8 protein-coding genes and 1 tRNA gene are annotated in these 13082 nt (G+C 39.8%); 3 read left to right on the top strand and 6 right to left on the bottom strand.

Annotated features, from left to right (window positions below):
* Positions 1–621 precede the first annotated feature (621 nt).
* The 6 genes from NRF22_RS08295 to NRF22_RS08320 all read right to left on the bottom strand — a co-directional run bounded on the left by NRF22_RS08295 (position 622) and on the right by NRF22_RS08320 (position 4786).
* Entirely contained in the window at positions 622–747 is a 126-nt protein-coding gene (locus NRF22_RS08295) for a hypothetical protein (RefSeq protein WP_263780055.1), read from the bottom strand.
* Complete coding sequence (locus NRF22_RS08300) at positions 744–1163, bottom strand: hypothetical protein (protein WP_263780056.1); 420 nt, start codon at positions 1161–1163, stop codon at positions 744–746. Before NRF22_RS08300 ends, NRF22_RS08295 begins: the two co-directional genes overlap by 4 nt.
* An 815-nt stretch (positions 1164–1978) precedes the next feature.
* A tRNA-Ala gene (locus NRF22_RS08305) sits at positions 1979–2051 on the bottom strand.
* A 47-nt stretch (positions 2052–2098) separates the two neighbouring features.
* A complete protein-coding gene (tyrS, locus tag NRF22_RS08310) occupies positions 2099–3352 on the bottom strand; it encodes a tyrosine--tRNA ligase (protein WP_263780057.1) in 1254 nt (417 codons plus the stop codon).
* A gap of 229 nt (positions 3353–3581) precedes the next feature.
* Entirely contained in the window at positions 3582–4226 is a 645-nt protein-coding gene (locus tag NRF22_RS08315) for a hypothetical protein (RefSeq protein WP_263780058.1), read from the bottom strand.
* Positions 4227–4276: 50 nt separating this feature from the next.
* Positions 4277–4786 carry an aminoacyl-tRNA deacylase gene (locus tag NRF22_RS08320; protein WP_007745108.1) on the bottom strand — a complete coding sequence of 170 codons (510 nt, stop codon included), beginning with the start codon at positions 4784–4786 and terminating at the stop codon, positions 4277–4279.
* A gap of 152 nt (positions 4787–4938) precedes the next feature.
* Between NRF22_RS08320 and NRF22_RS08325 the strand changes: the two genes are divergently transcribed.
* From NRF22_RS08325 to NRF22_RS08335, 3 genes are all read left to right on the top strand, one after another.
* Entirely contained in the window at positions 4939–7392 is a 2454-nt protein-coding gene (locus NRF22_RS08325) for a phosphoketolase (protein ID WP_263780059.1), read from the top strand.
* 174 nt (positions 7393–7566) lie between these two features.
* Positions 7567–9732, top strand: a complete 2166-nt coding sequence (locus NRF22_RS08330) for a glycoside hydrolase family 3 N-terminal domain-containing protein (RefSeq protein WP_263780060.1) — start codon at positions 7567–7569, stop codon at positions 9730–9732.
* A gap of 14 nt (positions 9733–9746) precedes the next feature.
* Positions 9747–12968 (top strand): GH36-type glycosyl hydrolase domain-containing protein, encoded by a 3222-nt coding sequence (locus NRF22_RS08335; RefSeq protein ID WP_263780061.1) that lies wholly within the window; start codon positions 9747–9749, stop codon positions 12966–12968.
* Positions 12969–13082 lie beyond the last annotated feature (114 nt).

Below are 13082 nucleotides of genomic sequence, written 5' to 3' on the forward strand. Positions count from 1 at the left end.
TATTATATCTTGTCTAGTGGCCTTTAAATCACTCATTAATTTTTCGTTAATTAAACGTCAATGTGCGAAACCAAACTCTCAAAATAAATTGAAAGTTCTATAGGTATTTTGAGAAATAAAAGTGTCCATCGCAATTAAGCCACGGACACTAAGAAAGATTTTAGATTTATGGAATGTAAGGGTTTGCACTCCCTTACGTTCTTTATTATAAAACAATTCCCACCAGTTTGATCTAGTGGGAATTGTAAAAATTTTTTGGGGTCTATTCAAGAGACCGGCTCTCGTCAACTATTAATGTATTCAATAGTACTGAACAGTTCCTAACTAAAAAGTACAAGACTTTCAAGAGACAAAAGCAACAATTTACTTTATTTGATGAACATTACGAGCCCTTAACTATTATTTAAATAAAAACGCCCATCGTAATCATAATGAACAAACACAAGCTCCTATTGCGTACCAACTAAAAGAATCCGTTCCAGATTAACAGGAGAATTGAGACTCCTATAAGTATCATAGATGAAAAACAGCTAGGACAAGAAATAGTGAATTGTATCTGTGCCTTGCTTTGAAAACAAGGAGCCAAAAGCTGCTTGATCATTCTAACCGGCATACTTAACTTCAATTATCACCAAATACTTGTTTGGTCATCATGTCAGAAATGGCCTGCTGTTGTTTGTTAGAGGAACTGTGAAGGAAATGAGCCAGCTTTTGGTTAACTTCTTGATCAATAAAATAACGTATCATGCCCAATTGTCGGCTTTAGAGGAAAGCTGAGTAATGGCAAAAAGGTCTGTCAACTGAGCGGCTGAAAAGTAATGTCCGGTTAATTTCTGGTAGCTTATGTTCAACGACTGAGCATCTTGGTATAGCTGCGATTGGTGTTGCCTATTGTGATTGAAATCCAAATTGGTAAAATCAACAGCCAAATTTCGTTCCTGACCAATTGTCTGGTCAACGTGCTGGTTTTCTGATGGCTGAAAAGCGGAATTAGAAAAAAGGACTTGGGAACCAGGCACTCGTCCCGCAGTCAGCATGAGCACCATACCGGCCAAGGCGACCGCTAAGGCAACTACTTGATTAAGCCGTTTTGTTTCCTTCACCATTAGAAAAAGATAGAAACCAATCCCAACTAACGCCAGTAGCAGTCCCATCAATTCCATTAAAAGCATTTTATCTGCTCACCCGTCATTATTATAAAATGCCTGCTTGCCTAAAAACAAGTCTTGTCTGCTTTCGAAGCTGAAAGACACAAAGGAAAGTGCTGACCCCACGGGGAGCTTGGCCTTATCATGAAGCCACAAGGAGAAGTAACAAATGAATTTACTAGCTGCTGGTGATTTAGCCAAGAATTTGAAAACTAATTACGATCTCATTGTTGAACGTGCCATGGTTCTCGTTCAATTCAGGGAAGCCGCCTACGACAAAGAAAGGTAGGATTGCTTTATCCCGAAAGCTTTCTTCAGCAATCTCGGTTTCGATAATAAAATCTTGATGAAAAATATTCATTTTAGTTAATCAAGGAATTTAATAAGTAGAATTGATGCCTAAATAGTTGTACTGTTTTTGTCGTATAATCAAAATTGCAAACAGGGTTCTGGGAGTTATAGTAGGAAATCTACGTTTTTCAGAAAATCAATATACAAAGTATCAAAGGTTCGCTATTACGGGGGCTGATTAGCTCTGCTGGATTGAATTAAAATAACGAGTTAAACAAATAGTTTAGTCCCATCCCTTACACTCCGAGAAATTTAAAGGATTTGTCATCAATTACAAAAAGCAAGAAAATACTTCTTGCTTTTTTACTTGCTCTTAAGAAATGATCATGTCCGTGAAGTCATTTACTGACCTCTCTATTTAATAAATTTGATTACTTTTTTGATTACTTTCTTTCGTAATCAAGGAGCATACTCAGAACAACATTAAGCCTGAAAAATGCCTAGTCATGGGCTTTGTACATCTATAGAGCATATTTGTATGGACATTACGGGATTCGAACCCGTGACCTCTGCCATGCGAAGGCAGCGCTCTCCCAGCTGAGCTAAACGCCCGAAGAAACGAATGCGTATGGAACGCGTTCGTTTATTACATATTCATTCTAATGTACTTTGGCTAGAAAATATTTTTTCTTTCCACGGCGAATAACCACAAAATGGCCTTCGAATTTGTCTGCAGGATTGATAACTGCATCGACATCAGTGATTTTTTGACCATTGATTGAAATAGCACCATTTTTCAAATCCTCACGTGCCTGACGTTTGGACTTTTCAATGAGGTTATCTTGCGTCAGCAGGTCCAAGACAGGAATTTCGCCACTATTGATTGTTATAGAAGGCACACTGGAAAACGCCGCTGCTACCTGCTTACCGGTAAGATTCTGTACCTCACCGGTAAATAAAATCTGTGAAATTTTTTCGGCTTCTTGAACAGCTTCTGGTCCATGGACAAAGGCTGTTACTTCTTGTGCCAAACGTTTTTGTGCAGCGCGTTCTTCTGGTGCTTCAGCAACTTGTTTGGCTAACTGATCAATTTCATCTGGATTTAAGAAAGTGAAAATCTTTAATAGCTTGATAACATCAGTGTCGGATTGATTGTAGAAGAATTGATAAAACTCATAAGGCGACAGCAGATCTGGATCCAACCAAATGGCGCCGCCGGCAGATTTACCAAACTTTGTGCCATCGGATTTCAATAGCAGTGGCACGGTCAAGCCAAAAGCTTTAGCCTCTGGACCAACCATTTTGTGGATTAATTCGACACCACTGGAAATGTTGCCGTACTGGTCGCTGCCGCCTACCTGCAGCTGCACGTCTTTTTCTTTATACAAAGTATAAAAATCAATCGCCTGGAGAATTTGATAAGTGAATTCTGTAAAGCTGATGCCGACTTCCAAGCGGGAAGCGACAACATCTCGTTTCAGCATGACATTGATCGGAAACAATTTTCCGAAATCGCGTAAAAATGAAATCAGGTTGAGTTTGGATAGCCAATCATAATTGTTGACAATCTCAAAACCATCTTTACCGAATAGACGAGTTAACTGTTTTGTAATTCGCTTCACGTTTTCATCAAAAACATCAGGGGGCAACAGTTGCCTTTCGGTGGCTTTTCCTGAAGGGTCGCCGATCATACCTGTGCCGCCGCCAATCACAATCACTGGTCGATGGCCGGCATTTTGGAATCTTTTCAAAATTGTCAGCGGGATTAAATTACCAATATGGATCGATTTTGCGGTTGGGTCAACACCTACATACAAGCTGATTTTTTTTGTTTTCAGCAAGTCAGTCAGGCCGGCTTCGTCAGTGGTTTGATTAATGGAACCACGCCATTTTAGATCTTCGATAATGCCCATAAAAACCTCCGGATAATAAAAAACGCCTCGATATGATCGGGACGAATTTCTCCGCGGTACCACCCGGATTGTGTTTTTGCAAACACCAGCTTAATTATCGAGACGGATCTCAAAAAGATAGTTGCTGTGTAATTCGTGAATTTTCTGGGTCGGTTTTCAACTAGCACCGACTCTCTAAATGACCGCCAATTCACTACTGTCAGCTGAGATTGTCTACATTGTACCAGAATCATGGCAGTAGTGAAATGATCATTTTGACAAGCAGATAGAAAAGAAAAACAAGCACAAAAGCAGTGGCACCGATAATCATTTCTTGTTGGAGTAATTCCACGAGTATACTCATCGATACATTTTTAAATACTTTCATGGCCAGTGCTGCTAGAAAAATCAGCAATAACGCGATCCAAAGCCCTTGACTAGCATTATGGAGATCAGCGCTGGATAAGCCGACACCCAGCAATAGCGAGAATGTGAGCAGCAGCCACAGAAAAAATTGCCAATCCAGATTAAGGGTGAAATTGAATAAATTTGGCTGGAGATAAAGAGTTAAAAAGTAAATAACGATGCCGTTTCCGAAAATTGGTGCTGTACCGATTAACAAATTTCCGAATGTCTGCCAAGGATTTCTAGGGTTAGCGGAATGTTGCACAAAACCTACTTGGTTGTTTTTCGGCAGCTGTAACAAGCGAAAATGCTGGATATGATGACCGAAAAGCAATGCCATGATCAGATGGGATAATTCGTGAACAATGATTCCCAAAGAAGCCAATAATAGATAACAGTTTGTTCCCAAGCGTCCTGTGATCACACTGGCAAGCCGGTTGGATAAACAAGATAGCAACCAAGAAAAAAGGCCGGGCAAAATCAGCAGCATGATCGATAGCATCGCGAAATATTCAAGGATTGTTTCAGCGACTAAAATCACTAGTCAGCTGTCAGATCAGCAAAAGAGGCCGAAATTAAATCAGCTACTTGTTGGGCATCGATTAAGTCACTACGGCCCAATTCACCAGCTGACACATAAATTTTGCCATCGGTTAACGCCTGTTTATCAAAATAAATTGGGAACTTTCCGTGATGATTGTGCCAGATACCGACCGGATTATTTGCGCCATGAACATAGCCGGTTGTCTTTTGCAGTTCTTTTAATGGCAGCATTTCAGTACGCTTGTTTCCCGAAGCGGCCGCCAGTTTTTTCTCGTCTAGATGAGCTGTGATAGGTAAAACAGCAATGATCGGCCCGGTTTTATCGCCGCTAGAAGCCAGTGTTTTGTAAATTAATGATTGCCGGTCAATGCCAGCCCGGACCAGCATCTGTGGTATTTGTTCTTTACTAGTATTTAAAAAATCTATCTGAATAGGTTTATAAACAATTTTATTTTTATCCAGTAATTGCTCAACTTGTGTTTTTTTAATCTTTGGATGTTTACTCATAATTAAATTTTAATTCTTTCTTAATTGTAAGCGTTAACAGCAGAGACAAGGCGTTTCCACGCCTTAACCAGCGCTGAGTTTGCTGTATAATGGATCATGTTAAGGTGCGCCCAGAGCGTGCTTTAGAAAAAAAGATTAGGAGATATTAATACATGGCAGCTAATGCACCTGCAGTTGATTATGATTCAACTGAATATCTAGAACTCGTCGATAAGTGGTGGCGTGCAACCAACTACTTGTCTGGCGGAATGATTTTCCTAAAGAGCAACCCACTCTTTAGTGTTACGCATACTCCTTTAAAAGAAGAAGATGTTAAATTTAAGCCAATTGGTCACTGGGGAACTATCTCAGGACAGACTTTCTTGTATGCTCATGAGAACCGTTTGATCAACAAGTATGGATTGAATTCCTTCTATGTTGAAGGACCTGGTCATGGTGGCCAAGTTATGGTTACGAATTCATATCTTGATGGTTCATACACGGAAGACTATCCAGAGATTACTCAGGATCTTAAAGGTATGGCTAAGTTATTCAAGCGCTTCTCATTCCCTGGTGGAATTGGATCACATGCGACAGCTCAGACACCTGGTTCTTTCCATGAAGGTGGTGAGTTAGGTTATTCACTTTCTCACGGTATTGGCGCTATTCTTGATAACCCTGATCAGATTGGTTTCGTTACAGTCGGCGATGGCGAGACTGAGACTGGTCCAGCTATGACTGCTTGGCACGGTTTGAAGTTCGTTAACCCGAAGACTGACGGTGCCGTACTGCCAGTTCTTGATTTAAACGGTTGGAAGATTTCTAACCCGACTATCTTTAGCCGCATGTCTGATGAACAGATTACCAAGTTCTTCGAAGGACTTGGCTGGTCACCACGTTTCCTTGAAAACGATGATATTCATGATTACATGGCTTATCACGAAAAAGCTGCCAAAATTTTTGATAAAGCAATCGAAGATATTAAGCAGATTCAAAAAGATGCTCGTGAAAATGATAAATATCAAGATGGTACTGTCCCTGCATGGCCAGTGATCATTGCTCGTTTGCCAAAGGGCTGGGGCGGTCCGAAATTTGATGAAGACGGCAACCCAATTGAAAATAGTTTCCGTGCTCACCAAGTTCCATTGAACTTCTCAGCTGAGCATATGGAAGAATTACCACAGTTTGAAGAGTGGATGAATTCTTACAAGCCTGAAGAATTATTTAATGAGGACGGTTCTTTGAAGGCTGAAATTGCTGCGATTGCACCTAAAGGCAAGAGTCGTATGGCCGCTAACCCGCTTGCAAACGCCGGTGTTGATAATTCCGACTTGAAACTCCCTGATTGGAAAGAGTACACGACTGGTGTTACTCCTGAAAACCGTGGGCATGAAATGAAAGATGGCAACATGAACATGGACATGGTTACTCTGTCTGGATTCTTGGCCGGCGTAGCTAAGTTGAACCCGACACGTTTCCGCTTCTTTGGACCAGATGAGACGATGTCTAACCGCTTGTGGAAGTTGTTCGATAAGACACCTCGTCAGTGGATGAGCAAGATTAAGTTCCCTAATGACGCTTTGCTTGCCCCAGAAGGCCGTATCATTGATTCTCAGTTGTCTGAGCACCAAGCTGAAGGCTGGTTGGAAGGTTATACTTTGACCGGACGTGTCGGCATGTTTGCTTCTTATGAGTCCTTCTTGCGTGTTGTTGATTCTATGATCAACGAATACTTCAAGTGGATCCGTCAAGCTGATGCTGAGCCATGGCGCAACAAGTATCAATCATTGAATTTGATTTCTACCTCTACGGTCTTCCAGCAAGACCATAACGGTTATACTCACCAAGATCCTGGTATGTTGACGAACTTGGCCGAGAAGAAACAAAACTACATCCGCCAGTATCTACCGGCTGATGGTAACGAATTGTTGGCCGTTGCTGCACGTGCCTTAGTTGACCGTCAGAAGATCAACCATATCGTTGCTTCTAAGCAGCCTCGTCAACAGTGGTTCACTACTGAAGAAGCTGAAAAATTGGTTAACGATGGTCTTGGCATTGTTGATTGGGCATCCACGGCTCCTAAGGGTGATGTTGATATTACCTTTGCTTCAGCTGGTACTGAACCAACGATCGAGACACTTGCTGCTTTGTGGCTTGTCAACCAGGCATTCCCTGATGTTAAGTTCCATTATGTGAACGTTGTTGAATTGGGACGTTTGCAAAAGAAAGTTGGACCTTTGAACGATGACCGTTCATTGTCTGATGAAGAATTCGATAAGTTCTTCCCAGCTGGCAAGCCTGTTGTCTTTGGCTTCCATGGCTTTGAAGATTTGATCGAATCAATCTTCTATGAGCGTAATCACCACAATCTTCATGCACATGGTTATCGTGAAGATGGTGATATCACGACAACTTATGACATGCGTGTTTATTCTGAATTGGATCGTTTCCACCAAGCAATCGATGCTGTTTCAGCATTGAAAGATGAAGGCGTTGTTGATGGCGAAAAGGCTGATAACTTTATCGCTGATATGAACAAAATTCTCGACAAACATTTCGAAGTTACTCGTAATGAAGGTCGCGATATCGAAGAATTTACTGATTGGAACTGGAGTCCTTTGAAGTAAATCTGTTCATTTAATAAATGATTGAAAACCACGGATTAATTGTCCGTGGTTTTTGTTTGTTTAAAATTTTACGGAATATCTTTAATTTTATGTAAGCGCTTTAAAATATGTGCTATTATTTATTAGTAAAATTAGTGAAACGTTTCTACAGAAAAAAGAAAAGGAGATATTTCAATGCAGAGTAATTATGTCAAACAATTATTATCAAAAATGACCTTACAAGAAAAAATTGGGCAGTTGCAGCAAATCGCGGGTGATTTTTTTGGTGATGACGGTTCTCCCATTACGGGACCGCTTTCGACCTATAAGGTTTCTAAAACACAGCTTTATAACATCGGTTCCGTATTGGGTGTTTCCGGTGCAAAAAATGTTTTGAAAATTCAAAGAGAATACCTTAAAAATAATCGCCTACATATACCCTTGATCTTCATGGCCGATATCATTCATGGCTATAAGACTATTTTTCCAATCCCACTAGCACTTGGTTCAACTTGGGATCCTGAGCTAGTAAAAAGAGTCGCTCAAGCCTCCGCAGCAGAAGCTTCTGCGAGTGGAATTGATGTGACGTTTTCACCAATGGTGGATTTAGTACACGATCCTCGTTGGGGAAGGGTTATGGAGTCAACTGGCGAAGATCCTTATTTGAATAGTTTGTTTGCCGAATCTTTTGTGGACGGCTATCAAGGAAACTTACCGGTCGATGAGAAACATGTTGCTGCTACTGTGAAACATTTTGCTGCCTATGGTGCGCCTGAAGCTGGTAGAGAATATAACACGGTAGACATGTCTGAATGGCGTTTCCGAGAACAGTATCTGCCTGCTTATCAAAAAGCAATTGAATCCAAGGCTTTGCTCGTGATGACTTCTTTCAATATTTTATTTGGTATTCCCGCCACAGGAAATAAGTATTTAATGAGGCACATTCTCAGAAGAGAACTGGGTTTTAACGGTGTTCTTATTTCTGATTGGAATGCGATTAACGAAATGATTAGTCATGGTGTGGCTAGCGATTCAGAAGAGGCCGCTGAAAAAGCGATTCAGGCTGGAACTGACATTGATATGATGTCGTTTGCGTTTCTAGGATCTCTTGAAAAATTAGCAATCAAAAATGAAGAAGTAAAAAAGTTGATTGATGAAGCAGCAACACGTGTATTGAATCTTAAAGATGCACTTGGTTTGTTTGACAATCCTTACCGGGGTGTCGATGCAGAAAAAGAACGACAGATTGTGTTGTCACAGGAAAATTTGGGACTGGCCAAAAAAGCTGCCGAAGAGGCAACGGTTCTTTTAAAAAATCAGCATCAATCGTTGCCTTTAGACTCAAATAAGGCGATTGCTTTGATTGGATCTAAAGCAAATACTGGAGATCTGCTAGGCAATTGGTCTTGGAAAGGTGATCCCGCTTCGACACAAACAATCAAATCGGCCCTTGAAGATCATTTTGATAATATTTTATTTGAAACTGGATATGATATGGTATCAGCAGAAAATAATTTGTCTCTCAATAAACAGGCTATCTCTTCAGCGAAAAAACAAGATGTGATTTTATATGTTGCTGGTCTATCAGCAGCACAAAGTGGCGAAGCCAGTAGCATGACCGATATTTCTTTGCCTAAAGAACAATTGGATTTATTAAGAAAATTATCAAAGCTACACAAGCCAATTATTACGATTGTCATTACGGGCCGTCCTTTGGATTTAACTGAAGTTGACCGTTTGTCCGACGCAATTCTTTTGCCCTGGTTTCCTGGAACTGCTGGTGCGTTGGCAATTGCTGATATCGTTTCTGGAAAAACTAATCCCGCCGGTAGACTTTCTATGACTTTTCCGAAATCAGTTGGTCAAATACCAATTTACTATAATCACTATAATACCGGTCGACCCTTAACCGGAACATTGGAAGATCGGAATAATATATATTTATCTAAATATATTGATTCCAGTAATGATCCTTTGTACCCTTTTGGCTTCGGGTTAAGTTATTCCAATTATACTTTAAAAGATTTGCGGCTTTCAAAAAAAGAATTTACCGCTGATGAATCAATTACGGCATCGGTCACAGTGAAAAATAATAGTAAGATTTCCGGAACCGCCACAGTGCAGTGGTATATCCACGATTTAGTCGGTGAGGTTGTTAGGCCGGTTAAAGAGTTAAAGCATTTTCAAAGAGTTCAACTGGGTGCTGGTGCCGAAGAGACTGTTACCTTTACAGTTTCCAAACAAGATTTATCTTATGTGCATGCGGATTTTACGCGGGTGTCGGATGCAGGAAGCTTTAAACTTTTGGTCGGATTTTCTAGCCAAACAGAGCTTGAAACATCATTTTTACTTAAAAACTAGGAGCTGATAGATATATGTATTCACTAAAAAATGACCATTTACAAATAGATTTGCTACAAAACGGAGCAATCGAAAAAGTGATTGCCAATGGTATAATGATCAATCAAGTCAACGGAAATTTGATAGATGGCAGCCTTTCTAATCTATATTTGAGAAGTAGAGAAGCCGACACGTATAATTACACCAAATTAATTGGGCCTGATGCTCCAAGCCGGTTTTCCTTAACCAAAAATGCTGCTAAATGGATAGGCAACTTTCATGGCATTTCGTATACCGTGACGTTGTATTTAGGTACAGAAAAATGGTTTTGGAATATTGATTTGAGTTCGAATTCGGATAAAGCAAAGCAGGCTGAAATTTTTTATACGCAAGATTTAGGTCTTGGTTTGCCATCTTTTGTTAGCTCCAATGAGGCTTATGCATCTCAATATATTGATCACCATATTGAAGAAAAGGCCGGTAAAATTACCATATCTTCTCGCCAGAATCAAAGCCAAAATGGCAAACTTCCTTATCTTCAGCAAGGATCGTTTAACCAACTCAGTGCATATGCTACGGATGGCTTTCAATTTTTTGGCAAATCCTATAAGACAACCGGAATCCCGGAATCCCTAACTAGGACGCAATTACCAAATTACAATTATCAATATGAATTTGCGCTTATCAGTCTTCAAAGTATGCCGCTGAATTTGACAAAAAAGCCAACACAACTTGTCTTTTATGCGGCTTTCAAAGAAAATGATATTTCGGAAAATGATAGAACTGTCTTTTCGGAAAATGAGTTATACAATGAATTTGATTCTCTAAAAAGAGTTGCTAATGCTGAAAATTTCGAAGTACAGCCCTTAGTTTCAAAAAAGAAATCTATCAGTGACTTACCATTAAATAGCTCGGACTTCTCGCAGCAGGATATTGAAAATTTATTTCCAAATCGTATTCAGGAAGAGTATAAAGACGATAAACTTTTATCGTTCTTCCTTAAAGATGGTGCTCACGTTGTTTTGAAGGCCAAAGAAAGAATACAAGAAAGAGCTAGTGGCAATATCATTATGGCTAGTTCAAGTTCGAAACCGGCTACACGAGTATTAGCAACGACACAATTTATGATGGGGGTTTTCGCTTCACAAACCGTTTTTGGCAATACTAACATGAATACGTTTTCAGCTAATTTAAGAAATCCGCTGAATGTTTTGAAAATGCAGGGTATGCATGTCTATCTTCGCCAAAACGATCGTTATTACTTGTTAGGAATACCTTCAGCTTTTGCGATGACCTATAACGCTGCTGATTGGTACTATAAGTTGACTGATGACTTAATAAAAATTAGTGTTGATGCTTTTGCTGAACAACCTTATATTACTTTTAAACTTTCTTCGACCGAAAATAAAAAATATGACTTGATTATTACTGACCAGATAATCATGGGTTCAGAAAAGAACGATGGTCTCCCGGATATGAAACAGGACCAAGGCTCAATTATTTTCTACCCAAACCATGCTTCGCTCATGTTTAAGAGAAATGAAAAACTCCGTTTTTTGATGGACTATCATGATAACGATGCTGAATATTTTTCAACTGGTAACGAAAGCGCCTTATTGGCTACGACTCCAGAAAATTTTCTACCGAAACTGTTAGCGATAAGCTATAAGGATGTCAGTCAGCTGACGATTAATTTAACCGTTTCGGAACAAGCCGATTTTCCACAATTGCAATATACGTCTAGTGAGTCTAGAATTCGACACCAACAAGTGATTGAAAAGTTGATTCGTGGTTTTAACCTATCGGGTGGTGATAGTCGTTATCGTGATCAGCTTGAAAGAACTAATCTAATTGTTCGATGGTTTGCCCATGATGCCTTGGTTCATCTATTGTCTCCACACGGGCTGGAACAGTATGGTGGTGCGGCTTGGGGTACTCGCGATGTTTCACAAGGACCGACTGAATTCTTCCTAGCCACCCAAAATTATGATCAAGTTAAACAGATAATTGAAATATTATACAGCCATCAATTCATTGAAAATGGTAATTGGCCGCAATGGTTTATGTTTGATGAGTATGCTGATCAATTTGCTGATGAAAGCCACGGAGATGTCATTGTTTGGCCCTTAAAAGTTGTGGCCGATTACATTCGCCTTTCCGGCGACAAAGAAGTTCTTAATAAAATCTTGCCATATATGAGTTTGCATGATAAGGCCCAAAGCCCACAAAAAGAGACACTTTTGGATCATATAAAAAAACAAATCTCGTATATCAAAAATAACTTTTTATATGACACAAACGTTTCTGCCTATGGGGATGGCGATTGGGATGACACCTTGCAACCAGCTGATGCCAAACAAAAAAAGATCATGGCCAGTACGTGGACCGAGGAGTTAACGATACAGGTTTTAAATACAGCTGCTAGGGCTTTTCAGGGAATTGACCTGGCCGCCGACTTATCAGAACTTAGTTCACGTATGTTAACTGATTTCAAAAAATACTTCATGCAGGATGGCGACTTACCCGGCTTTATTAGGCTTTATCCCGATCATCATACTGAATATATTATTCATCCGAATGACAACATTACAGGAATCGAATATCGATTGATTCCGTTAACGCGCGGTCTTATTAGTGGCGTATTCAACGAAAAACAATCTCAGAAGGCACTCCAAACTATCAAAGGTAATTTGCTATTCCCGGATGGTGTCCGTCTAATGAACAGACCAGCATATTATCATGGCGGTATTAGTCGTGTTTTTAAGCGTGCTGAACAATCTGCAAATTTTGGTCGCGAAATCGGCCTAATGTACACGCATGCTCATATCAGATATGCAGAAGCGCTTGCTACGATTGGTGACCCGGAGGCTTGGCATGCTCTGCAAATAATTAATCCAATCAATTTGAATAAATTAGTTGCTAATTCAAATATTCGACAAGCAAACGTTTATTTCAGTAGTTCAGATGCTAATTTTAATAACAGATACGAGGCTGAGAAACGATTCGCAGAGGTTCACAAGGGCAGCATCGACGTCAAAGGTGGTTGGCGTCTGTATAGTAGCGGTCCTGGTATCTATATTAATCAGCTTCTATCCAAAGTTATTGGTATCAATGCAAATATGGATAGTATATCCGTTAAAGCGGTCTTACCTTTGGGAATATTTCAGAAAGAGCCATTGGTTCTGCGATATGAATTTAAAGGTAACTATTTGAAATTTGTTTTCAACAGCGATGGATCAATTGCTAGTCAAACTTAGTCGTTAGGAAAAATTAAAAATTGTATTTTTAGTATTGAAAGCGTTTACAATTGGTGTAATATATTCATTTAGAAACGTTTCGAAAAAAATTCTTACGATTTACTTGGGAGGTTA

Source organism: Oenococcus kitaharae (genome assembly GCF_025758695.1).
GTDB classification, from domain to species: domain Bacteria; phylum Bacillota; class Bacilli; order Lactobacillales; family Lactobacillaceae; genus Oenococcus; species Oenococcus kitaharae_A.